The sequence below is a fragment of the Shewanella sp. S1-58-MNA-CIBAN-0166 genome (genome assembly GCF_040310085.1).
Taxonomy (GTDB): Bacteria; Pseudomonadota; Gammaproteobacteria; order Enterobacterales; family Shewanellaceae; genus Shewanella.
Genome location: NZ_JBEOPN010000024.1, coordinates 23,707 through 49,085 on the forward strand (window position 1 = coordinate 23,707; position 25,379 = coordinate 49,085).

Below are 25,379 nucleotides of genomic sequence, written 5' to 3' on the forward strand. Positions count from 1 at the left end.
TCATATCCTTGCGACTTTTATACTTTGTAGCGACAATGGTCATCATCATCAATTTTGGAAAAGTTAGCTTAACTTGTCGACAAAACGCCTTAAAATTAGCCAATTTCTATTGCTTTCGTTGACATTACTGATGTCAGGCTTGGTGCTGGCCGACGAAAATTGGTTAACGATTAACGTTACCGGCGTGCCGAAAAAAATTGAAAAGAACATTTTTGCTCATTTAGGCACACTGCCAGATAACGATGTTCAGCGGCGAGCATTTTTATTTACCGTTGACGATAACACCCATGATGCCCTTGAATCCATGGGCTACTACCATGCAATTTTAGATATTGATGTCAAAGAGAATGATAAAGGCCCTTGGGAGTTAAGCCTCAATATAACCCCAGGCGAACCGGTCATTATTCAATGGGTGGATATTAATTTTCAAGGTGACATGCTCCAAGATAATACTTTTTCGCTGTGGCTTAATAGCTTGAAAATAAAACCTGGTGATACCTTAAACCACGGTGTATATGATTCGATAAAATCACAGTTGATCACGTTAGCGCTGGCAAGAGGATATTTTGATGGTCAATACACCAAATCAGAAATCAACATTAATCGTGACTTAAATACCGCCCAAATTAACCTACAGTTTAATTCTGGTAAACGCTATTTATTTGGTGATGTTCACTTTGAAGGCAGTACTCTCAATGATGACGTTGTTGAATCATTGATTCCTTTTGATGCTGATGCGCCTTACGCCACACAGCTATTAACTGAGTTTAATCGCAATTTATTAGATACTGGTTATTTTAGTAATATCAAAGTATTGCCACAACTAAACAAAATAGATACTGGGGTAGTTCCGATTAAAGTTGAGCTAAGCCCTCGACCTAGCCATCTTATTGAAGTGGGTTTAGGTGCTGATATAGGTAATAGTACAGAAAACAGTGTTGATCCTCGTGTGCGAGTCACCTGGCGCACGCCGCAAATCAATCGCTATGGCCATTATCAAGAAACCACTGCTGAATGGTCACCTGAGCGACCTAAGATTTTAACCACTTATACTATTCCGTTAACTCACCCCTTAGATGATCAACTGAAAATAAAACTCGGATTATTACGCGACACCTATGGTGTCACCCAAGATTACGACGCTGATAAACGCCAATTTAATAATACCGGGCAATTAGAGTCTAAAAAGTATCTCGTTGGCTTAACGCGTCAAAGGCGATCTAAAAGTAATTGGTTACATGGATATTCAATTGAATCCGTTAGAGAGTTTTATAATCAACTCGATACAGATTACGATCCACGTTTTTATTTGTTGGGTTTCAACCTCACCAAAACAGTTCGTGGTGACAACACGCTCGATCCCAAATCTGGGTATCGTCAAACTTACAGTGTTGAATACGCCGACCCGTCCTTAGGCTCCACCATCCGCCTAGCACGTTTACAAGCCCGATTTAAATGGGTAGATACTATATTCGATAAACATCGTTTTGTTGCTCGAGTCGATTTAGGAGCTAATATTGCTGACAAAAACGATATGGCTAATATACCGCCATCGTTACGATATTTTGCCGGTGGCGACCAAAGCATACGAGGTTACAGTTACCAAGAATTAGGTCCCTACATTGACTACACCAACAGTGAAGGTGGCTTATCTCGACAGGTTGTCGGTGGGCGCTACTTAGCGATTGGCAGTATTGAATATCAATATTATCTAACCCCGACATGGCGGGTTGCCACCTTTGTCGATGCAGGTAATGCTTTTGATACACAGCAGTTTGAACCAGTAGTATCGGTTGGTGGAGGATTACACTGGATATCACCCATTGGCCCGATTCGAATGGACTTAGGCTTTGGCTTAAAAGAAACCGAGACAGTTGCACGTTCATATCGTTTCCATTTAACCATGGGAACTGACTTATGATAGATAAACATACTGAACAAAGTACTTTGCAACATAATGAGCAAAACGCTCAGTCAGAAGAATCACTCAAGCCAAGTAATAAAAAAGCACCTAAATCAACCCGTCTATCTGCAAGAATTTGGCGCAGTATTAAGCTTTCTACCCGAATACTGATTTATGTCCCTTTGGTATTATTGATGCTGTTTGCCATCATCATGGGCACCCCATTTGGCAGTAAAATGGGGGTGATGTTCGTTAATCAATTTGTCAGTGATATCGATGTTGAATATGCTTCAGGCACCTTAAATGATGATATCACGTTGCATCACTTGTCATGGTCAATGCCAGGGATTAGCGTCGAAGCTGATGATTTAACTTTAGAATGGGTGCCAACATGTCTGATTAACAAACAGCTTTGTGTCACAAATCTGCTGGCATCAAGTATTGATGTGAACATTATCAGTGATGATATTCCTGTAACCAAAAATACCGTTGAAACGGGGGATATCGTCGATCCCTTTACCGAGCTTAAATTACCGATTAGTATTAATCTCAGCCACGCCCAATTGGCCAATATTAATGTAGATGTGAATGGTATGACTTTTTATGCCGACAATTTAACGACTCAAGCTATCTGGAATAACGCTGGCCTTGTGGTTGAATCACTCACCAGCCAAGGGCTAATCGTCAACATCCCAGATGCAACATCAACAAGCCAAACACGTTCTCAGCCAAATAATAAAGCAACAAACCAAACCGCCGCGCCCAATGAAACTTCATGGCCATTGGCTAACTTACCACAGGTGTTTATGCCTTTTCCTGTCAATGTGAGACAGTTTAATGCCACCGACAGTCAGCTCATTATCGGCCAGCGCAACGACCATTTTAGCCATATCGCGTTAGCTGCCAGTTTTCGTCAATTTCAACTTGGAATAACCCAACTAGACATTCAACATGATGACGGTGATGTGAGTGTTATCGGTGATATTAGCTTACACGATCATTATCCACTGACATTAAAACTACTAGCCAATGTCGAAAACCTGCCTGAGTTGCCAGGGCTTCAACAGCAACAACTCCGTGTTGATCTTACCCAAGACTTAAGCCAATTAAATATCAATGCCATCGCTAAAGGCGATAGCCATTTCAACCTTGCAGCCGACATTAATCTCACCACGCCGGCGCTTGAATACCAAGTAACACTGACCGATGCCGCTTTGCAGTGGCCGTTAAAAAATCCGCTATACACCAGTAATATTAGTCACTTTACCAGTAAAGGTAATATAAAAGACCAAGTGGCACAGTTTGAAGGGCAACTGACAACACCTTACCACCCTACTTTGGCAGTTATTGCAGATGTTGTTAACAACAATCAAAAGTTGACCATCAATACACTCAATTTACAGTCAATCGCTGGCAACCTAGATCTAACTGGACAGCTATCATATAAAGATAAAATAACCTGGCAGGCCAACGTGCTTACCAACGACATTCAGTTGCAATATATTGACTATATTAATCATCAAAATCCGATCAAAAGTAAATTCAGTGGCCATTTTAATAGCACGGGCAGCATTGCCGATAAGCAGTGGCAAGTGGCCATTCAAGACGCCGATTTAACCGGTCGATTAAATGGGTACCCGTTGAACTTGCAAGGCGATATTTCATTAAATCAAGATTTTGCGATTAACGCGACAAACCTGCAGGCCAATGCCCTTGGCGCTCAATTAATCATCAATGGCCAAGCCGACAAAACATGGGACATCGATGCCGAACTTAGCGTTCCCGATGTCAGTCAGTGGCTAAAAGGCGGCCGCGGCAATATTTTTGCAAAAGTTGATGTTACGGGTAATAGTGCCGACCCAATTGTGGATATTAATGCGCAAATCAGTCAATTCAGTTACCAAGGAAGTAAAATTGACAGCCTTGATTTACTGGCTAATTATCGTCCTTATTCGCAGCATCAATATCGGATAGAACTGCATAATAATAATCTTGTATGGGACAGCTATAAGCTAACAGATATCGCATTCATCAGTGAAGGCAATCAACATCAACAACAAAGCACACTTAATACTCAAGGTGATGTGGTCATCAATACTCAAATGGCCAGTAGTAGTAATATTGATAAACAACAGTTCAATGCCACATTAACAGAATTCAATATCAGTAATGCTCTTGGGCAATGGCAACAAGATAAACACATTACCTTCAGCTGGGATCAGCTCAATCATAGTGGCAGTGTAAGCAGTTTTTGCTTAGTACATCCCCACAATAAATTGTGCTTAATCAATGATGTTAATTTGGGTCACACCGGCCAGGCCAATATCACCTTTACCGGTAATCCCGGAAAATCATTGGCACCTGTGTTGTCTAAAAAAATCACTTGGAGCGGTGAAGCAGCGCTAACCAGTCAAGTTAATTGGGCTAAAGGTAAAAAGCCCACTGCCAATTTTCAGTTTACGCTTTTACCGGGCAATATTAAGCTAAGCCGCGCCAAAAACAACACCATCAGCATCGACTACCAGCAGTTACTATTACAAGCATCGCTTGATGAGAAACAAATTACTAGCTCATTGAGTTTTGATTCGTCCGGCATAGCAAGTTGGCAAAGTCAGCTGAGTGTCAATATCACGCCCGATCGGACCTTACAAGGTACCATTAATGTTAATGAACTTAATCTCGCGCCTTTTGGAGAGTTCTTTCCAAGGCTAGAAACCTTAGAAGGCATGTTATCCAGTCGATTAAATTTATCCGGCACCCTTATGGACCCTAATGTTTCGGGTAATATCAAACTCAGTGACGGTGCATTTGCCTTATCCACCAACCCAACATTAATCGATAAACTGTATTTGTCACTGGCTCTAGAAGGTCAGCAAGGACAACTCAATGGCCAATGGCATATGGGTGACGGGCAAGTGAGCACGACAGGTACCCTTGCTTGGCCTCAAGGGAAATTTAGTGGTGACATTGATATTAAGGGTGAAAATTTAGCGGTAATTCAACCACCAATGGCAATATTAAATGTCTCTCCAGATATTAATATGACCTTTGATGAGCAACTGTTTGCGATAAAAGGCAAAGTTGACGTGCCATCAGGACAAATAAAAATTACTCAGTTAGCTGAAGGAGGCGTTGCGGTATCGAACGATGTGGTATTTAACGATTCAGTGTCTGAACAAACCGTTAAAACCAGTCCTTACGCCGTTACAGCCGATTTGAATATCAGTGTCGGTAAACGCCTTACTATTGATGGTATGGGTCTTAAGGGAAAGCTAGAAGGCGATCTGGTACTAAAACAGCAAGCTTTTAAGCCGCCCATGTTATTTGGTGATATTAAAGTCAACAAAGGGACTTATAAGTTTATGGGGCAAACCTTAAGTATTAATACTGGTGAAGTCCAATTTATTGGTCCAACAGAATTGCCAAACCTAAATATAGAAGCAACTAGAGACATTAAAGAGAGTGATATCACCGCCGGTGTTCGAGTCACGGGTACCCCAATGCGCCCAGTGGTCACCTTATTCTCTAATCCAGCAAAAGAGCAAGCCGAGGTGCTTTCTTATATTTTGACGGGTAAAGGTTTTACCAGTACAACCAACCAACAAAGTAACTCACTAATGATGGGAGCCGCGCTCAGTTTAGGTTCACAATTTGATGGTGGAGCAATGAATAGCATTGGCAGTACTGCGACAGGACTGATTGAAAAGTTTGGATTTTCGAATGTACAACTTGATACTAATGATGACGGAAAAGTGGCCGTGAGTGGGTATATAGGTGAAGACTTAATGATTAAGTATGGCGTGGGAGTATTTAACCCCGGTTATGAAATGACCGTACGATATTATTTGTTTTCACAATTATATTTAGAGAGTGTGTCTAGCACCTTAAGTCAATCACTGGATATCTACTACAGCTTCGAAATCGATTAGCATTTGGCATTTGGCATTTGGCATTTGGCATTTGGCATTATAAGAATAAATTTAGCGATAAACATTCAGTCATAAAAAAAGCGCCCTAAGGCGCTTTTTTTTCACATTTGCGATTAAGCAAACATAAAGTCAATGTGTTCAACCAATTGCTTGAATGCGTGACGTTGGATAGCTTTTACACGAACTTTAACTTCTTTACCTTCAATAGAAACGGTTAAGTCAGTTGTGTAAAAGTCATCATTTAACTGGATGTTAATGATGTCTTTGTGTTCAAACTTGATTGATACAGGCTCTTTACCTGGACCATAAATTACTGCAGGAACTTTACCGGCATGACGTAGGCGGCGGCTCGAACCTTTCCCGATTTCTGTGCGGGTTACTGCGTTGATTGTGTAAGACATTAGTCACTCACTTAATAATTAATAAAGTATGAAGGCGTCATCATTCTCGACCAACGATGACTCAAATAAAGCGCGCGGATATTACCACAGCCATTATCAACCCACAAGAAGATATACCAATCCTATTAAATATGTGATATTTCAGCGGGAGTTCAAAGTGCTGTAGGCAAGGCAGATGATTGAAACGAATAGTGATGATCGGTAACAAGCTCATGCGTTACTCTACCTATAGCATCTAACCGCTAGCATCTGACCGCCATGAATAGTGGGAATGTCTTATTTTTATGGAAATAGACCATGCAGTCGTATTTTGAAAGCATCTAATGAAGCATAAAGTACTTTTAAACCCGCCAGAATATAGTCTCTCAGGTATGCCACTTCTGTGTTGCATCGATTTAAAAGGGAACAACCATTTCTACATCAATGCGCCTTGAAATGAAAAACCTGACAGACTCTGAACTGACCAGATATTTAATGAGATTGGTATTAATTAACCCCAACGCCTCACTGGCCCACAATCAATATGCACAAACCCATCTCGAGGATAAAATCCTACACCACCTAACTTAAGCGACTCAGCAGCATCGCGTAAGTGTTTAGTTTTCACTCCGGGTAAAGCAATATCCATCGCCATGCCTTTCATGTGATAACTTTTCTTGGCAACCCCATTGCTACGCGATGCGAGCATTTGATTTGTTTTGGGTGAACGATAAGCTGAAATAACATGGATTTCATCTTGATTATCTAATGTAACCTGTAATTTATACAAATATTCAAATAATCTTTTATCAATCGGTGCGGCTAAATTTTGGCGATGATCCCGTAATACTTGATTAAATTCAGTCAACGTTTCTGATTGATATTGACCATCAACCCAAAAACTTCCTTGGCTTCTTTCACCAGTATGCAAATTATAAAAACGTAAATCTTTAACACCAAGAGTAGAACGACTTGCTTGCGCGGTATTCGGTAACAGAGTTACCACTGCGGCACCGCTTAAGCCTAATAATAACTGCCGACGAGTTAGGCACTCTATTGTCATTTATACACCACTTAAATTATCTAAATTACGATACTTATCGGCTTTAAAAGCACGATTTCATCTTCACAGCGCTTTTCATTGCGTTGTTGCTTTTTTATCCAACTGGCGATTAAATTAACCATTAATGCTGATAAATGCAAGTATGCCTATGTTGAGATGTGCATTAAACACACTAACTTACATAAGAGTGTGATATAGCTCAAGTACTTAGGGATGAAGTAAAACCTCATTAACTTTGTTTCATCAATTGTGATTATTGCACAATATCTTTACTGGTGACTTTATGGCTTAATAACTTCATCGACTCTACTGGGGTTAATTGATAAATGTCATCTCGGTATTGCGCAACATGCTGTTCATCGACCCAAGCGCGCCAATATACCATGTGAACAGGCAAGGTTGATGATAAGGCAAACCATTGAGTTTGAGTGTGATTAGACTGCAAATGAGCCCAAGTACGCTTATCAATAACTAAATGGTTGGCAAACCAGTCGGCTAACTGTTGTACTTTTTCAATTCGCACACAACCTGATGATACATCCCGCTCCACATGTGCAAACATTTCAGGTGTTGGCGTATCATGTAAATACACGCTCTGATCATTGTTAAAGTGGAATTTATAACGGCCTAATGCATTACCGTTACCGGGGCGCTGAACCACTCTGTACGGGAATGTCCCTTTTGCAGCCTGTTGCCACTGTTGAGGTGTTTTATCGACACGATGACCTTCATAATCAAACACATCAAAATGTCTATCGGTAAAGTAAGCACCATTTAATCTAACTTGCGGTAAAATATCCTTACGTAAAAGTTGTCGAGGTACTGTCCAGGTGGGATTGATAACTATATTAGAAATTTGCCCCGTCATCACCGGAGTCTGTCGATATGGCTTACCCACAATCACTTTCGACGTCAACACCACTTTATTTTGATCGACTAATACCATTTGAAAAGCCGGAATATTAATCAACAGATAAGACTGAGGGAGCTGGCTTAAATAGGTCGTTTTTTCGACAAAGCTTTTTGCTAATAAAGAGGCTCGTTGTTGTGGAGTTTGATTTAACCAGAATAAGGTTTTAGGACCAATAACCGCGTCGGCCTTTAACCCATGCCGAGACTGAAAGCGTTTAACACTTTGCTCCAAAGCCGGTTGATATTTATCTTCATCCGCAAGGTATGCGTACGCATCACCTAACAACCACAAACGTTGATTAATTTGCTTAATGCTTGGGTGACTATCTCCAGGGCGCAACAGCCCTTCAAGCGTGATGGTTGGCCAATCTTGCGTTTGCGATAACCACATTAACTTACGCAGATCATTTATTACCCCAAGGTAATCATCTGCAGCAGGCTCCAGTGCAATGTTTTTATCACGTAACGAAGTGGTGTTAGCTATTGAATCAAATGGCAGGGGTACTTGTTTATTATGCCAAAAAGCGGCCACACTCTGTTGAATGTTGTCGATATATTCTAATTGTTCAGCAGCGGACCCTGTCTGTAATATCGCTAAATATTGTGCCCGCTGTACTGTGGGCTCAGCCAAATACTGTAATTGCAGATGTTGAGTCAAATTGCCGTATTGCTCTTCAGTGTTAGCCAACACAAATGGCGACACACACAAAAGCAATATACCCATTATGCTAACGTTTACAGACAGTTTCAGTTTGCTGAACATGCTATTCCCCATTGGCCCCACACAATGATATTGTCATGTTTTTTCACGTAAGTGAAATGAATATAGCCATTATGATTAATAATAAATGTGCTTAGGTGCAAGAAACAATTAATCAACAAAAGTGAATACCAAAGCGTTACCTATTAGCTACCTAAGCCTTACCTAAGTCAGTGAAAATTAATCATCTAGATGAAAAGTAACCAGTTAACATTAATTTATGAATACACAACTAGGAAGGGCCATGCTGAATTGTTATAAGGTGAATAAGAAGTACTGAAGCAATAGAGAATCACATGAATAAAAAACAACTCACTCAAACCATGGCCAACAAAATGGACATTCCTCAAGTTCAAGCTAAGCAACAACTTGAACAAATCCTAGCGGTTATTCATCAAGGTTTAGCAGAAGGTGAAAAAATTTACATCCCCCAATTTGGTACATTTGAATTACGTTTTTACTTACCAAAACTAGGTCGTAATCCACAAACCGGTGAAACCATAGAAATTGACGGATTTAATCAACCCAGCTTTAAAGTATCACCCGCATTAAAAGCATTGATTAACGCTTAAGCCAAAGTGGTAGAAACCTTATAAGCCTAGGTACTAGAACGCTTCGCGGCTAGAGGCTATAACTGCAGTAGCTAGGCTAACTATGTAGTATTCAGGCATCACACGCTCTTATAGCCGCGTAGCGAACTAGTAGGACGAAGTCCGCCCTAGCATCTAGGCTCGTTCGCTCTTATCGCTCTCACCTTTTTTAGCGTTTGTTACCGTTCACAACCAAATTTCAGACGTAAAAAAGCCCCAACATAAGTTGAGGCTTTTTTACACCACTCTCTATTGCTAGAGATTATAATGGTACCCGAGGCCAGACTTGAACTGGCACGCTTATTCAGCGAGGGATTTTAAATCCCTTGTGTCTACCGATTCCACCACTCGGGCAAACTGAGCGTGTCTTGATAACAAACATCAAATCACTTAATTCATATTTGCATAAGATAAACAGGGTTACTTTCGCGTCCCGCTTAACTTGGTGACACTTTACTGTTTTTTTTTGGCCAAGCAACTAAAATATTCATCACATCGAACTGAACGCTTCAAAAAACGTCAATCCGATGTAAAATCCAACAAAACAAGATGCTTAGCACAAAAATGATTAATTAGCTCTAACAGGGGTTAACCCTTTACTGCGATTGGTGACAGCTTCCTCAATTTCAAAACCTGCTTCGCTCCACACTTGTGCTTCTTCAACATTAAACGATTCTTTAGCCCAAATGGTCGCAGTATCTAAATTGAAGTTGGCTTTTATCCAACCATCAGATTCTGTAGGGCCAAAACCTCTTACGCGCCAATTTTGCGCTTGGGTTGAATCAAAGCCTATTGCTTTCCATTGGCTGATCTCACGTTCAGACATTCCTTGCCAGCTAGGAGCTGACGCGCATGCTACCAATAACGATACTAACAAACCTAACAATAATTTTTTCATACAGTCCTAATAACCAATGTAAATGCTGCGGCGCATAAATCGTCGAAAAACAGCACAATAAGTCGTAAATTTTGAGAATCATATCTGAGAAAAAACTTTTGACAAGTAGGTGAGCAATAATTAATTTTCATCGAAAAAAACTAACAAAAAAGGCCGCATCCGCGACCTTCTATAAAGTAACCTAAATATCAATATTAGCTACGCTGACGAGTTGGTTTACCGTGATTACCAACCACTTTATGCTTATGAACTGCACGGCGGATTTTAGCACTTTTAACTTTAGAACGAGCAACACTGTGTTTATCCGAACCTAAAACAGATCGTGTTTCAGCTTCTAAACCAGCAAGTTGGCGTAAATAGTTAACTTGGTCCATTGGCAACTCAATCCAACCACCACGCGGTAATGTTTTTGGTAACTCAACTTTGCCATAACGTACGCGGATTAAACGGCTGACCTGCACGTCTTGTGATTCCCACAAACGACGAACTTCACGATTACGTCCTTCGCGAAGAGTGACATGCCACCACTGGTTTATGCCTTCGCCACCAGCAGCTTTAATGGTATCAAACTGTGCTGGACCATCTTCTAAAGTCACGCCGGTACGTAAACGCTGTACAGCTGCTTCTGGCACTTCACCAAATGTACGCACAGCATATTCACGCTCTACTTCATTTGAAGGATGCATTAAACGGTTAGCTAATTCACCATCACAGGTAAATAACAGCAACCCTGAAGTATTAATATCTAAACGCCCTACCGCAACCCAGCGAGCATCGCGCACTTTAGGTAAACGTTCAAACACGGTAGTACGGCCTTCAGGATCTTTGCGCGAGCAAATCTCACCTTCAGGTTTATGGTATGCCAGTACACGACAAATAATGTCGTCAGCTGATTTTAATGAAATAGCACGGCCATCAATACGTATTTTGGCGTCAACCTCTACACGATCACCTAAACCAGAAATTTCACCGTCAACACTAACTCGGCCTGCAGCAATCCATGCCTCCATCTCACGACGGGAGCCATGGCCTGCACGGGCCAAGACTTTCTGCAATTTTTCACTCATTAGCGGGGACTCTTTAAAGAAATTTTATAAAAAACAAAAGGTTAATTACTCTTGCTTTATTGTCTTTTTAGGATTGTACCCGCCAATGGCGCATACAATTAGAAAAGTGCGTAGATTATACGCTGAATGGGGCTTGTGAGCAAAAAATACCATCACTAAGCTTAACTCAGGATAACAGATGCCATAAACGCTTAGAAATCAGGCTGTTTAACCTGAACTCGATGTATGGACTCCTTTTGTTTTAGACTCCACCAATCTACGACCGTAGAGTGGTGGAGTCCATACATCGAGTTACGATTGCTTAATACTTTTATCAGCCTGCCTAACCCAAGCCAATAGATTTATTCAGCCCATAAAAAAAGCTGCTAACATTATCCGTCAGCAGCCTTAATCATTTAATAAACAATTCGATATTACGATTAAATATAAAACGTAGCGCTTAGCGAGTCACGTTAAGATTAAACACAAGACTATACATTACCGGCAACACCACTAAGGTGAGTAGAGAAGCAAAGCCCAAACCAAAAATGATGGTGATGGCCATAGAACCAAAGAAAGCATCACTAATTAATGGGATCATGCCTAACATAGTAGTAATGGCCGCCATCATCACCGGGCGAACACGGCTCACACACGAATCAACCAGTGCGAATCCAGGTTCTTTACCTTCTTCAAGTTCGAGATTGATCTGGTCCACTAATACAATGCCATTTTTAATCACCATCCCGGAGAGACTCAACAACCCAAGTAGCGCCATAAAGCTGAATGGGGCATCGAACAACAGTAATCCCGCAGAAACACCGATGACCGCTAATGGTACAGTGAACCAAATGACTAAAGGTTGCCTAACTGAATTGAACAAAAATACCGTGATTAAAAACATGGCTAAATAACCCATCGGAATCGAGCTAAAGACGGCTGTTTGAGCTTCTCCTGCTGATTCAAACTCCCCGCCCCACTCTAAGCGATAACCTGCCGGCAGCTGAATGTCCTCCACTTTACTTCTGACTTTTTTATGTACCGAGTCTGCGGTTTCATTAGATCCCAATTTGGGATCGCCCAATACTGCCAACATACGAATTCGGTCACGGCGCATCACGAGAGGGTTTTCCCATTCAGTGCTGAACTCACTAACAACTTGTGTTGCGGGTACAAATATATTGTTCTCTGTGCTCCATATTTGCATTTTCCACAAGCTATCAGCTTGAAGACGTTCGGCTGCAGGTGCACGAGCAACAATCGGTAACAGATGGCTAGTTTCACGATACAAGCCAATTTGTTTACCACTAAAATTAACCAGCAAGGCATTATCTAAATCTTGCTTACTGATGCCAGTTTCACGCGCTTGAGCATTTTGCAGTTGCGGGCGAATGAGTGGCACTTGATTGCGCCAATTATGGCGAACACCATCCATTGTCGGCTCATTTCTAAAAACAATTTCAGCTTGTGCGGCCAAATTGCGCAGCACTTGAGGATCTTCGCCATAAAAACGGGCTTCGATTTTAGCCGCTGGAGACGGACCATTTTCCATATTTTTTAAGCGATATTGTGCTTGGGGAAAATGGCTATTTAACAGCTGTTCAACTTGCGGCATATAAGCCTTAACGGCTGCTAAATCACGCATTTCGACGATAAGCTGAGCAAAAGCTGGATAACCTTTTTCAGGCTGATAAGGTAATACAAAACGCTGGGCACCCTGGCCGATGACAGATGTCAGGTGCACTAAACCTGTGTCATTAAGCTCACTTTCTTGCAGTAGCTTTTTCTCTATTTCGCCGGTAAAACGTTCAGTTGCTTTAATGTCTGTCCCTTCTGGCATCCATACATCAACAAAAAATATTGGCGTATTAGATGCGGGAAAAAATACGTTTTTAATATGACCAAAGCCTATTACTGCTGTGACTAACATCGCCAACACCACTGACAATGTAACGAGACGAAAGCGCAATACAAAGTACAAAAAACTGCGATAAGTGGTAAATAACCAACCTTTATAAGGGTCTACCTGCTCAGCTTGTGGCGAGGTCTCTTTGAATAGTAAATTACAGAAAAACGGTGTTAAGGTGATTGCCGTTATCCAACTGATAAACAGTGAAATCATCAACACTTGGAACAATGAACGACAAAATTCACCGGCAGCATTTTGTGACAAACCAATGGGTGCAAAAGCAATAATGGCAATCACAGTGGCACCTAACAATGGCCACTGCGTTTGCGATACCACTTGCTTGGCCGCTTCAAGACGGGTTTTACCGCGTTGTAAGCCAATCAAAATACCTTCGGTCACCACAATGGCGTTGTCGACCAACATGCCTAAGGCAATGATCAGCGCGCCCAGAGAAATAAGCTGTAATTCAATGTCTAATACTTTCATCACAATGAAAGTACCTAGAATAGTGAGTAGCAGAATTAGGCCCATCAATAATCCAGAACGAAGGCCCATAAACAATAATAATACCGCGATAACAATCGCAATCGACTCTAAAAGGTTAATCAAAAAACCTTGTACGGTATTATCGACAGCAGAGCTTTGGTTATAAACGGTATCAAGGCTCATCCCTAACGGTCGTTGTGATTCAAGCTCAACTAAGCGTTCACTAACACGTTGACCCACATCGACTACGTTTACGCCGCCAGAAAACGCAATACCTAACGATAACGCCGCCTCACCACTATTGTGATAAAGCACATTGGGAGTGTCGTCATAGTCTTTTTCAATGTTGGCAATATCCCCAAGATAAATAAGCTCAGTGCTGCCAGGTGAGCTCACCACTAAACGAGACAATTCCTCTACCGAACTAAACTCACCGGTAGGATGTAAACGGATACGATTATCACCAATGACAATACTGCCAGCATTAGACACCACGTTCTGATTGTTGACTAATCCATAGATGTAATTTTGATCTAAGCCTAGCGCTGACAATTTTTGTTGTGAAATCTCAATCACCACTTGCTCTGTCACATCACCCACCACAGAGACTTTTTTTACCCCGGGAACAAGCACCAGTTCGCGGCGTAAATAATCTGAATAGTTGCTCAGTTCTCGGTTACTAAAATCGTTACCTGACAAGTTAAGTAAAATACCGTATACATCACCAAAGTCATCAATCACTTGTGGCTTTGCGGTGCCGGGTGGTAAACGCCCTGTAGTGTCATTAACTTTTCGACGTACCTCGTCCCACACTTGTGGTAAGCGATGTTTGTCATAACTGTCTTTAATTTCAACCTGAATTTGTGATAGTCCAGCACTGTTAATAGAGGTGATATGTTTAATACCATCAAGCTGCTGTAATGCATCTTCAAGCGGTAATGTCACCTCTTCTTCTACTTGTTCAGGCGACGCACCAGGGTAAGCGGTGATCACCAACGCTTGCTTAATGGTAAATTCAGGAAATTCTAATTGTCCTAATCCAGTAAAAGCAACACTGCCGCCAATAAGCAGTAAAAACGCGAACATCCAGCTAATGACTTTGTGATTGATGGAATACTCAGCAACATTCATCAATTACACTCCTCGTTGCCAGCGTAAAGGTTTTACTTTCATGCCTTCAGATAATTGCGATAATCCTGCGGCAACAATAGCATCGCCTTTTTGGAGCCCAGTTAACACTTCTACGCCGTCAGTACTCACCCGCCCGAGAGTCACTTTTACCGGGCTAACATCTCCACTCTCTGGCTGATAACGCCACACGGTTACATCACCATTTTGGTCTTGTTTGTCTACGGCTGAAATAGGCACTATGGTACTAAAGCCTTTTGGGGAGTCATTTAGCGTCGCTAAAGTTAATTCGGCACTCATGCCTGGCAATAGTTGTACATTGTCAGGTTGTGGTAATGAAAACACTACTTCGTAAGCTTGTGTGCCTGGTGTCACTTGAGTTGAGTATTCTTTAAATTTTGCATCAAACACCATGTCATCTAATGCGCTAAAACGAACTTTTGCAGCTAAACCATTGGCAATATCTTGAGTTAATACTGCCGCCATTGCTTCAGGTACCTGAATGCTGACATCAAGTAACTGATTATTTTGCAGGGTCATCACACCTTGGTTTGCTTGAACAATTTGGTGGTTATCTACCAAACGTTTTGCAATGGTGCCGCTAAATGGCGCTTCTAAACGGGTATAACTGACTTGATCATTGGCAGCAGCTAACGCTGCTTTGGCCGATTTAAGTTGGGCTTTACTGCTGTCAAATAGCGCTTGCGAAATTAATTTACGTTCTAATAAGGTTTGATTACGGCTAAAGTCTGCGAGCAACAAGTCATACTCGGCCTCACGAGTCATTAAATTATTATGCGCATCGCGATCGTCTAATTGAGCCAGTAAAAAACCTTGTTTAACATGTTGCCCTTCAACAAGATCCAGTCTGACAAGTTGGCCTGAAATCCTAAATGATAATTCTGCACGGCTATTGGCTTCGACTCTTGCAGGAAACTGACGAATGGTATTGCTTGATGACTGTGTCACATCAAACAATTTTACTGGGCGCACCAGTACATCTTGTACGGCGCTTTCATCAGGCGTACAACCGACTAAAATAAGAGAAATAAGCAATGCCAACGGCAACGTTGAGTGATATTTCATCGACTATGATCCTTGGGAACTAAGCATTAAAAAGACGTGGTGACAACAATATTTCCCTTTTCAGGGATAACAGTTAATTCACAATTGGGCCGAACAATACCCTGAATCATAGTTGCAATAAATGGGTTTATTTGGGAACATCAATCCCATTATTTGAGTTTGACTTATTTGCCATAATCAGAGCAATCCACATGAAAACCGAAGACATTGCATTATTTCATCGAATTGTCGAAACCGGCAGCATACTTGAAGCCGCTAATTTGTTGAATTTACCTAAATCGACTGTCAGCAGACGCTTACAATCGTTAGAAGAGTCATTAAATTTAAAGTTGTTTCATCGCCAAAGTCGCGCAATAACACTGACCTCTGCAGGCAGTCATTTCTACGAAAAAACCTTGGTAATGTTAGCTGACTTAGATAGAACTCTTGCAGATATTACCGACAACAAAGCAGAGTTGACTGGCCACTTACGGATTTTGATATTTCCTATCCCGCAGATAATGGATATCGTGAGTAAAATATTTGCCTTTATGGATGAAAATCCTAAGTTTTCGCTTGAGATCATTACCAGTACCGAGCCCTTAGACATGGTGCGTAACAATATTGATATCGCATTTATGGTGAATGAAACGTTTAGTGAGCTCGACATGGTGGCCAAACCGGTTATCAGTGAAGATATGTGTTTCTTTGCCAGCCCAGAATACTTAGCCAAAGCTGGCATGCCTGTCACCTTGAGTGATATTGAACAACACAACTCAATTTTATTTCGCTTCCCAAATGGTAAAACCTTCAGTGAAGTGCCACTCGCCAATGACGCTATGCAGGCCGTAAAAGGCAATTTATGCACCAATAGCATTCAACTGGCTTATGAAGCTACAAAATTAGGCCGAGGGATTGGTTATTTACCCAAAAAATTATGTCAGGATGACGTAGAGCAAGGGGCGTTAGTGCGTTTATTTAATGATTTAGCGCCTTATACTGGCGTGGTATTTCTAGTGTATCCGTCAAGACGATTTTTAAGCCTAACGGGTCAGCGCTTACTCGATTACATGCTCGCCCAGCTCCCTGATCAAACTAGCGACAAAGGGGCGGCAAACAATACTAAAGTGTGGATTTAATGGGTTAGATTTTGGCTGTTTTTAACAACATCGACGGCTTCGTCGTCTACATCATCAAGTTCATTTGTGGTTGTATCACTGCTGTTTTCGCTATCGTTTTGCTCGTCATTAACTTGTTGACCATCGTCTTGGTGATCATCACTACTGGCATCATCTGTAGGCTCATCGAGAGCAACTTGCACTTTATCAAATAACCCTTGCAGTGATGCGGCATCGGTTAATGCAGGTAAATCGGCAAGTTTTGTTAAATTAAAATAATCCAGAAATGCAGGGGTGGTCGCATACAATGCTGGTTTACCAGGTACTTCCTTATGGCCAACCACTTTAATCCACTGCCGATCCGCTAAGCTTTTTATGATATTACTGCTAATCGCCACGCCTCTAATATATTCAATATCACCACGCGTTACTGGTTGCCGATATGCAATCACCGCCAACGTTTCAAGCGTTGCACGAGAGTACTTAGGGGATTTGTCTTGCCACAGAGGTTGTAAATAAGGGCTGAGTATTTCTTGAGTTTGAAAACGATAACCACTAGCGACTTTAACTAGCTGTACGCCCCGCTCTTGATAATCTTGCTGTAATTCATCAAGCGTTTCCTGAATGCGCGTGCGCGATACACTAAAGTCAGCTAACACCGTTTCTTTAATGGCTTTTACCGACAACGGCTTAGCTAAGACAAACAAACTGGCTTCAATAAGCTGTTTTAACTGAATAGGATTAATGGGCTTCATGGATCTCTTCGAATATCGTTAATTAATACGCTTTTACATAGATGGGTGAAAACGGTTCATTTTGCACTAACTCAACGAGTAACTCTTTAACCAGCTCCATGAGTGCCAAAAAACTCACCACCACACCAGCTCGACCTTCACTGACATCAAACAAACACTCAAAACCAATGTATTCTGTACTGGATAATTTAGCTAAAATTTGGCTCATGCGTTCACGGGTAGATAAATGTTCGCGCTTTACATGATGATCTTCGTTGGCATCAATGCGTTTTAACACTTCGCCAAACGCACGAGCTATATCCACCAGCGAAACATCTGGTGGTACCGTCACCGGTTTAATGTCTGGGGCTGCGCTAACAGATGCTTGAAACACATCTCGTTCAATCCGCGGTAACGTATCAATATCTACTGCTGCTTGTTTGATCACTTCATAGGCTTTTAATTGCCGTATAAGCACCACGCGAGGATCTTCTTCCTCATCATCTTCACTGGCCATTTTAGGTAACAATAATCGGGATTTAATCTCCGCTAATGTTGCCGCCATCACAAGGTAATCGGCAGCCAGTTCAATGCGCGCTTCAGTGAGAATTTCAATATAGAGTAAATATTGTTGGGTGATTTGTTGAATAGGCAAATCAACCACATCTAATTTTTGTTTGCGGATTAAATATAATAATAAATCTAATGGGCCTTCAAAGGTTTCAAGAAACACTTCTAAAGCCTCAGGCGGAATAAACAAGTCTAGGGGCATGCTATTAAGCGCTTGGCCACGAACCATTGCTAATGGCAGGCTTTGCTGACTGCCTGGCATGTTTATCTTAGATGATTCGTCTGCGGGTATCACGTTGGTTTATTCAAATGCACTGGTATCGCCAGCACCATGACGTAATATCACCATCTCATCTTCAGACATATCAATCACTGTCGTTTGATTTTCAGGTAAATAACCACCGTGAATAATACCGTCTACCAAGTTATCGAGTATATCGCGAATATGTTCAGGGTCAGATTCAGCAAATTGCTCATTTGGCATCACTAAACTGGTGGTCATCATTGGTTCACCCAATGCTTCGAGTAACGCGAGTGCAATGACATTATTAGGCACGCGAATGCCAATGGTGCGCTTTTTGTCACACTGTAAACGACGTGGCACTTCTTTAGTGGCTTTGAAAATAAACGTATATGGACCAGGCATACAGCTTTTTAATAAACGATATGCTTGGTTATCAACGCGGGCAAAATTGGCCAGCTCAGAGAGATCACGACACATTAATGAAAAATTAGTGTCATTTTCAATCTGGCGAATGCGCGCCATACGCGTCATGGCATTTTTTTCGCCAATCATACAACCCAATGCATAACCTGAGTCAGTGGGATAAACAATGACTCCACCTTGTTTAAGAATCGCCACAGCTTGGTTAATTAATCGTGCCTGTGGGTTCTCATCATGAATATACCAAAATTGACTCATGCTCTTTTCGTCCAATGTTGTGATTGCCAAACCCATTCCACACCTTGTGGTTGGAATAAGTTTTTACCTAACTCGATCCAATTACTCGGGAAGTGAAAATCGCTCCCCACAGAAGCAAGTAGGTTATTTTGCTTACTTAATGCGATAAGGTTATTACGGTCGTCTAATGTTTGCTGGCCTAAAATAACTTCAATCGCATCGCCACCGGCCTCTGCAAATTCACGCACTAAGCGCTTAAGCCATTTGGCCGATAATTTATAACCGCTAGGGTGAGCTAATACTGCAACACCACCGGCTTGATGAATATGCGCTATCGCATTGGCCATATCGCCCCAATTATTGGGTACATAACCTGTTTTGCCACGAGCTAAAAAGCGTTTAAATACACTAGGCATATCTGTCGCATGACCATTATCGGCTAACCATCTAGCATAATGGCCACGACTCAGCGCTGCATCGCCGGCAATAGCTTTAGCACCGTCATAGGCACCTTCTATCCCCGCTTTAGCTAAACGTTCACCAATTTCTTGGGCTCGGACTTCACGCAACTCACGTTGATGAGTTAAAAAATCCAATAATCCCGTATGAGCGATATCCAAGTTTAATCCGACGATATGAATATCAAAACTGTTCCAACGAGTCGAAATCTCACAACCATTAATTAATACTAATGGCGTGGCATGGTTTTGATTAGCAAGATGCGCTTCCGCTAACCCTCCGACAGTGTCATGGTCAGTAATAGCAAACATCTCAACGCCTTTTTCAATAGCGCGAGTTAATAATTCTGTTGGTGTTAATTGACCGTCTGATGCGGTCGTGTGGCTGTGAAGATCGGCCAAGAGAGTCTCTGTAATCATGTGGTTATTGTACTAGAGTGGCGATTAAAATACTGCTTGGATTTATGAATAAATGATGGCAATTGATGAATTATTTATGCATAAGTTAGTTAGAGGGCTCAATAAGTAGACTAGATTTGTCCATATTGCCATTTTTTGTTAGCTTTTGAGAAATATTCAATTGACATTAATCTCCAGCTGGGTTTTCCTATAGGCATTAAACACAGACACAACATAGCGATTAACAATGACACACTCTTTAGCTTCATTACACATTACTTGGTGGTGGCACTTCCCAAATTAACGGGTGGTGTGAAGCGTTGTGCTCATTTTTAAGAGACAAGATTTTACCAAAAAGCCCGCAGAGATGTGGGCTTTCTTGTTATTTGGCCCACTCACTTTAGTCACTCGGGTTACATAATATTAAAGGCCAACAGATGATAAACAAACATGATACAAGGAGCGGCGACATAGTGATGACAACAGTGACGACAACAGTGAGCACACCAAACCAACTCGCTCAGGTTACCACGCAAAAGCAGGCATTAACCTACCATACTGATCCACTAAAATTGTATCAGCAAGTGACTAATAATGCGCCTCATACCATGCTGTTAGAATCAGCAGAGGTCGAAAGTAAAGACCATTTAAAAAGCATCGTACTCACTCATGCGGCAATGATGATACGTTGCGACGGTTATCAGCTCAGCTTCAGCGCATTAACTCAAAATGGTGCAGCGTTATTAACGCCAATAGCCAACTTCTTCAGCGATACACAGCAACAACGAGATAATAATACTCTCATCGTGACGCTGCAAAAGGCCACCGAGTTACAAGATGAAGATGCACGTTTAAAGTCAACATCTCCTCTTGATGGCTTAAGAATGTTTATTAAACACATTCAAACCAATAATCCGCTTAAATTTGAAGATTTATTTTTAGGTGGTGTATTAGCCTATGACTTAATTGATACTGTCGAGCCACTCCCTGCAGCGCCCAACGCTCACAATGATTGCCCAGATTATTTATTCTATCTTGCTGAAACACTTATTTTAATTGACCATCAAACTCAGCAAGCCGAGATTGTTAGCCACCAATTCGGTCAAGATGAAATGATTGCACAACAATTAGTTCAGCAACTGCAACACGTTATCGAACAATGTGCCGATCTAGGTGACATTGCTCAATTAACACCAGTGACAACCGACGAAGAAGTTAACATCACCGACGAGCAATTTAAGCAAACCGTGATTGATTTAAAAGAACACATTGTCGCCGGCGATATTTTCCAAGTTGTGCCATCTCGTTGTTTCAGCTTACCTTGCCCAAATACGCTCGGGGCATATCGGGCTTTGCGCTTAACCAACCCTAGTCCGTATATGTTCTATTTTAGAGGTCCTGATTTCACCTTATTTGGTGCGTCGCCAGAAAGTGCCCTGAAATACGATGCGGCCAGTAACCAAGTTGAAGTGTATCCCATTGCTGGCACGCGTAAGCGCGGTAAAAATGCTCAAGGTGAGATTGATTTTGACCTAGACAGCCGTATAGAGCTCGAGCTGCGTTTAGATAAGAAAGAATTGTCAGAACATTTAATGCTGGTCGATTTAGCACGTAACGACATTGCTCGCATCAGCCAAAGCGGTAGCCGTAAAGTGGCCGAACTGCTAAAAGTTGATCGTTACTCGCACGTGATGCATTTAGTCAGTCGCGTCACTGGTCAATTACGTTTAGATTTAGATGCCCTGCACGCTTATCAAGCTTGCATGAACATGGGAACCTTAGTGGGTGCGCCAAAAGTGCGTGCATCGCAATTAGTTCGCCAAGCGGAGCAAGCTCGTCGCGGCAGTTATGGTGGCGCAGTGGGTTACCTCAATGGTCTCGGCGACATGGATACCTGCATTGTTATCCGTTCAGCGTTTGTTAAAAATGATGTTGCTCATATACAAGCAGGTGCTGGAGTGGTGTTTGACTCAGATCCACAAGCCGAAGCAGATGAAACACGTCAAAAAGCCCAAGCGGTCATTTCTGCGATAAAAATGGGAGGTGGGCTATGAGCACCGCAACCACACAAAGCGATCAACGGATGAAAATATATTTACTCGATAACTTCGATTCGTTTACTTACAATCTAGTCGATCAATTCCGCAGCCTTGGCTGTGAAGTTGTCATTTATCGTAATGATGTCAGTGCCGATTATGTTGCTGAAAAACTCATGAATGAAACGGGTAAAAAGGCATTAGTGCTATCACCCGGACCTGGAGCTCCTCACGAGGCTGGCTGCATGATGGAACTCATTGGCAAAGTGGCTGGTAAAGTCCCGATGCTTGGCATTTGTTTAGGTCATCAAGCCATGGTTGAATATTATGGCGGCAAAGTAGAGCGAGCGCCGTTTGTTGTCCACGGTAAAGCCAGCCCGACCTTCCATAATGGTCAAGGCGTATTTGCAAACTTACCCTCACCATTACCGGTGGCCCGTTATCACAGCTTAGTTGCGACTAAGGTACCTGACTGCTTAGACGTTATTGCCACCACAGATGACATGCCAATGGCAATATTACATCCACAACATCAAGCTATGGGCTTTCAATTTCATCCAGAATCAATTTTAACCACCCTAGGCAGCCAGTTACTCACGCAGACATTAGCGTATTTAACCCAAGACCATGCCTTTACTGGAGGATAATAATGGATAATCTGCAAACGTTATTCGACCATCTGTATCAAGGTAAGCCATTAACTCGTGAACAAATGGCACAAGTGTTTAGCGCTATTATTCAAGGTGATATGCAACCTGCAACCATGGCGGGTATGTTAGTGGCGCTAAAAATGCGTGGCGAAACCATTGATGAAATAGCCGGAGCGGCTGACGCATTGCGCCAAGCAGCTAAACCCTTTCCACGAAGTGATGCCTCAAAGCAAACTGGCATTGTTGATATTGTCGGTACTGGCGGCGATGGCCATAACACCATCAACATTTCTACTACTGCCGCTTTTGTTGCAGCAGCAGCAGGAGCAAAAGTAGCTAAACACGGTAACCGCAGCGTCTCAAGCAAGTCTGGCTCTTCTGACTTACTGTCACATTGCGGTATCGCGCTCACCATGGCGCCAGACGCAGCAAGCCAGTGTTTAGATAAGCTTGGCTTATGTTTTCTATTTGCGCCGCATTACCATGGCGGGGTGAAACATGCTGTGCCTGTAAGGCAAGCGTTAAAAACCCGTACTATTTTTAATGTGTTAGGCCCATTAATTAACCCTGCAAGCCCAGAATTTATGCTGTTGGGCGTATATACACTTGAACTCATCGAACCTATTGCACAAGTGTTACATGCCCTTGGCGTTAAACGCGCAATGGTGGTGTATGGCAGTGGCTTAGATGAAGTGGCGCTTCATGATAATACTCATGTGGCAGAACTAAAAGACGGTGTGGTGCGTACTTACCAACTGAGCCCTGAAGATCTCGGCGTTAACCGTGCAGACATATCGCAGTTAACGGGTGGAGAACCAGCTGATAATGCCTTAATCACCCAAGCCATTTTACAAGGTAAAGGTCTACCAGCACATAGAGATGCGGTGGCGATTAATGCAGGTTGTGCTTTGTATATCAGTGGTATTTGCGACTCAGTTCAAGCCGGTACTCAGCTAGCGCTCACTACACTCGCCAGCGGTACAGCTTTTACCTTATTAACCGATTTAGCTGCCGCGAGCCAAGCTGGAGAACACCATGAGTAAGCCAGAAAGTAATGTATTAACCCGTATCGTTGATACTAAAGTGGCACATATCGCCGCGCTAAAACTGCGTTTCCCTGAAGCCAGTCTACAGCCTAAAATATCTGACCGTAGCTTATACGATGCCCTGAAAGCACCTAATGCTCAGTTTATTTTTGAATGTAAAAAGGCCAGTCCTTCTAAAGGGCTTATTCGCCCTGTATTTGATGTTGAAGCCATCGCAGATATTTATGTCAATTACGCTGCAGGCATCTCTGTACTCACCGATGAACAATTTTTCCAAGGTGACATGGACTACATACCAAAAGTCCGCGCCAGAGTGACTCAGCCCATTATCTGTAAAGACTTTTTTGTCGACCCGTATCAAGTGAAATTGGCGGCCCATCAAGGTGCTGATGCTATTTTACTCATGTTGTCAGTGCTTGATGATGAGCAATATCGTTTATTAGCCAACGAAGCGGCTAAGTATCAATTAGATACCTTAACTGAAGTGAGTAACCAAGAGGAATTGATCCGAGCGATTGATCTCCTTGCCCCAATAATTGGTATTAACAATCGTAATTTACGCGACTTAAGTACTAATTTGGCGACAACTGAGTTATTAGCGCCACAGATCCCAGCAGACAGAGTCGTTATTAGCGAATCAGGTATTTATAACCATCAACAAGTTTGCCGCCTAAATCCATTGGTTGACGGTTATCTTGTTGGCAGTTCAATTATGGCGCAAGACGATATTGATTTAGCGTGCAGACAACTTATTTTTGGAAACAATAAAGTCTGTGGTTTGACTCGAATTGACGATATTGAGGCGGTGGCAACTGCTGGGGCGGTATTTGGTGGGCTAATTTTTCATCCCAAATCACCTAGAGCCGTAACACCAGCACAAGCAAGTGAATTAGTCGCCCAAATGCAGCAACGTAATATTGGCTTAAATATGGTGGGTGTGTTTGTTAATCACCCCGTTGCAGATATCGCTTCATTGGCCCAAACACTGAATCTTTTTGCAGTGCAATTACACGGCAATGAAACTGAACTTGAAATCACCGAATTAAAAGCGTTATTGAATCAACAGCAGCTAAAAACCGAGATTTGGAAAGCCGTTGCAATTGATAGCAACAGCGGCGAAGTGAGTCAACAACCTGCTGGCGCCGATCGTTATTTATACGACAGCAAATCAGCACAACAATTTGGCGGCACCGGAAAAACATTCAACTGGCAAGCCAATATTAATGATAAACAAGATGCGATGTTGGCCGGTGGATTAACCCCTGACAATGTTTATCTAGCAAGCCAACAAGGATTTTATGGGGTCGACTTAAATTCAGGAGTAGAATCTACCCCTGGCCATAAAGACCATCAAAAACTGATTGCTGCATTTACTCAATTACGCCGTAATTAATTTTC

General features: G+C 42.1%; 18 protein-coding genes, 1 tRNA gene and 1 pseudogene. 8 read left to right on the forward strand and 12 right to left on the reverse strand.

Annotated features, from left to right (window positions below; translation table 11 throughout):
* Positions 1-130: 130 nt before the first annotated feature.
* Positions 131-1,921 carry an autotransporter assembly complex protein TamA gene (locus AAEY99_RS14650; RefSeq protein ID WP_351001136.1) on the forward strand — a complete coding sequence of 597 codons (1,791 nt, stop codon included), beginning with the start codon at positions 131-133 and terminating at the stop codon, positions 1,919-1,921.
* Positions 1,918-5,832 carry an autotransporter assembly complex protein TamB gene (gene tamB, locus AAEY99_RS14655; RefSeq protein WP_351010974.1) on the forward strand — a complete coding sequence of 1,305 codons (3,915 nt, stop codon included), beginning with the start codon at positions 1,918-1,920 and terminating at the stop codon, positions 5,830-5,832. Before AAEY99_RS14650 ends, tamB begins: the two co-directional genes overlap by 4 nt.
* Positions 5,833-5,945: 113 nt before the next feature.
* Here the strand turns inward: tamB and rplY are convergent, their stop codons facing one another.
* The 3 genes from rplY to AAEY99_RS14670 all read right to left on the reverse strand — a co-directional run bounded on the left by rplY (position 5,946) and on the right by AAEY99_RS14670 (position 8,950).
* A complete protein-coding gene (rplY, locus tag AAEY99_RS14660) occupies positions 5,946-6,233 on the reverse strand; it encodes a 50S ribosomal protein L25 (protein ID WP_011636915.1) in 288 nt (95 codons plus the stop codon).
* 490 nt (positions 6,234-6,723) lie between these two features.
* Positions 6,724-7,275 carry a peptidoglycan L,D-endopeptidase MepK gene (gene mepK / locus AAEY99_RS14665; RefSeq protein ID WP_101086766.1) on the reverse strand — a complete coding sequence of 184 codons (552 nt, stop codon included), beginning with the start codon at positions 7,273-7,275 and terminating at the stop codon, positions 6,724-6,726.
* 253 nt (positions 7,276-7,528) lie between these two features.
* Entirely contained in the window at positions 7,529-8,950 is a 1,422-nt protein-coding gene (locus AAEY99_RS14670) for a L,D-transpeptidase family protein (RefSeq protein WP_351010976.1), read from the reverse strand.
* A gap of 293 nt (positions 8,951-9,243) precedes the next feature.
* Here AAEY99_RS14670 and AAEY99_RS14675 point away from each other — a divergent pair, with 293 nt between their 5' ends.
* The gene (locus AAEY99_RS14675; RefSeq protein ID WP_101086764.1) at positions 9,244-9,519 is read left to right on the forward strand and encodes an HU family DNA-binding protein; all 276 of its coding nucleotides are present in this window, start codon (positions 9,244-9,246) and stop codon (positions 9,517-9,519) included.
* A gap of 286 nt (positions 9,520-9,805) precedes the next feature.
* Here the strand turns inward: AAEY99_RS14675 and AAEY99_RS14680 are convergent.
* From AAEY99_RS14680 to AAEY99_RS14700, 5 genes are all read right to left on the reverse strand, one after another.
* Positions 9,806-9,891 (reverse strand) — tRNA-Leu (locus AAEY99_RS14680).
* Positions 9,892-10,105: 214 nt separating this feature from the next.
* A complete protein-coding gene (locus tag AAEY99_RS14685; protein ID WP_101086763.1) occupies positions 10,106-10,435 on the reverse strand; it encodes a hypothetical protein in 330 nt (109 codons plus the stop codon).
* Between the two features lie 194 nt (positions 10,436-10,629).
* A complete protein-coding gene (rluB, locus tag AAEY99_RS14690; protein WP_101086762.1) occupies positions 10,630-11,502 on the reverse strand; it encodes a 23S rRNA pseudouridine(2605) synthase RluB in 873 nt (290 codons plus the stop codon).
* A gap of 439 nt (positions 11,503-11,941) precedes the next feature.
* Complete coding sequence (locus AAEY99_RS14695; RefSeq protein ID WP_351011015.1) at positions 11,942-15,007, reverse strand: efflux RND transporter permease subunit; 3,066 nt, start codon at positions 15,005-15,007, stop codon at positions 11,942-11,944.
* 3 nt (positions 15,008-15,010) lie between these two features.
* Positions 15,011-16,090: an efflux RND transporter periplasmic adaptor subunit gene (locus AAEY99_RS14700; RefSeq protein ID WP_351010978.1), complete on the reverse strand. Its 1,080-nt coding sequence runs from the start codon at positions 16,088-16,090 to the stop codon at positions 15,011-15,013.
* Between the two features lie 191 nt (positions 16,091-16,281).
* On the opposite strand from AAEY99_RS14700, the gene AAEY99_RS14705 reads away from it, so the two are divergent.
* Positions 16,282-17,208 carry a LysR family transcriptional regulator gene (locus AAEY99_RS14705; protein WP_351010980.1) on the forward strand — a complete coding sequence of 309 codons (927 nt, stop codon included), beginning with the start codon at positions 16,282-16,284 and terminating at the stop codon, positions 17,206-17,208.
* Positions 17,209-17,345: 137 nt separating this feature from the next.
* On the opposite strand, the pseudogene scpB reads toward AAEY99_RS14705, so the two are convergent.
* The 4 genes and pseudogenes from scpB to rnm all read right to left on the reverse strand — a co-directional run.
* Positions 17,346-17,942: pseudogene (gene scpB, locus AAEY99_RS14710) on the reverse strand (SMC-Scp complex subunit ScpB); the annotation flags it as partial.
* A 22-nt stretch (positions 17,943-17,964) separates the two neighbouring features.
* Positions 17,965-18,753, reverse strand: coding sequence for a segregation and condensation protein A (locus tag AAEY99_RS14715; RefSeq protein WP_162023413.1), 789 nt, complete (start codon positions 18,751-18,753; stop codon positions 17,965-17,967).
* Between the two features lie 39 nt (positions 18,754-18,792).
* Positions 18,793-19,413, reverse strand: a complete 621-nt coding sequence (locus tag AAEY99_RS14720; RefSeq protein ID WP_101086756.1) for an L-threonylcarbamoyladenylate synthase — start codon at positions 19,411-19,413, stop codon at positions 18,793-18,795.
* Positions 19,410-20,270, reverse strand: coding sequence for an RNase RNM (gene rnm, locus AAEY99_RS14725; protein ID WP_351010982.1), 861 nt, complete (start codon positions 20,268-20,270; stop codon positions 19,410-19,412). Before rnm ends, AAEY99_RS14720 begins: the two co-directional genes overlap by 4 nt.
* A 455-nt stretch (positions 20,271-20,725) precedes the next feature.
* Here rnm and AAEY99_RS14730 point away from each other — a divergent pair, with 455 nt between their 5' ends.
* The 4 genes from AAEY99_RS14730 to trpCF are packed head-to-tail and all read left to right on the forward strand — an operon-like array spanning position 20,726 to position 25,374.
* Positions 20,726-22,303, forward strand: a complete 1,578-nt coding sequence (locus AAEY99_RS14730) for an anthranilate synthase component 1 (protein ID WP_350979487.1) — start codon at positions 20,726-20,728, stop codon at positions 22,301-22,303.
* A gap of 29 nt (positions 22,304-22,332) precedes the next feature.
* Positions 22,333-22,932 carry an aminodeoxychorismate/anthranilate synthase component II gene (locus tag AAEY99_RS14735; RefSeq protein WP_182745063.1) on the forward strand — a complete coding sequence of 200 codons (600 nt, stop codon included), beginning with the start codon at positions 22,333-22,335 and terminating at the stop codon, positions 22,930-22,932.
* Positions 22,933-22,934: 2 nt separating this feature from the next.
* Positions 22,935-23,978 (forward strand): anthranilate phosphoribosyltransferase, encoded by a 1,044-nt coding sequence (trpD, locus tag AAEY99_RS14740; RefSeq protein ID WP_101086753.1) that lies wholly within the window; start codon positions 22,935-22,937, stop codon positions 23,976-23,978.
* A complete protein-coding gene (gene trpCF / locus AAEY99_RS14745) occupies positions 23,971-25,374 on the forward strand; it encodes a bifunctional indole-3-glycerol-phosphate synthase TrpC/phosphoribosylanthranilate isomerase TrpF (protein ID WP_335691497.1) in 1,404 nt (467 codons plus the stop codon). The genes trpD and trpCF overlap by 8 nt, the downstream gene beginning before the upstream one ends.
* Positions 25,375-25,379: the final 5 nt, after the last annotated feature.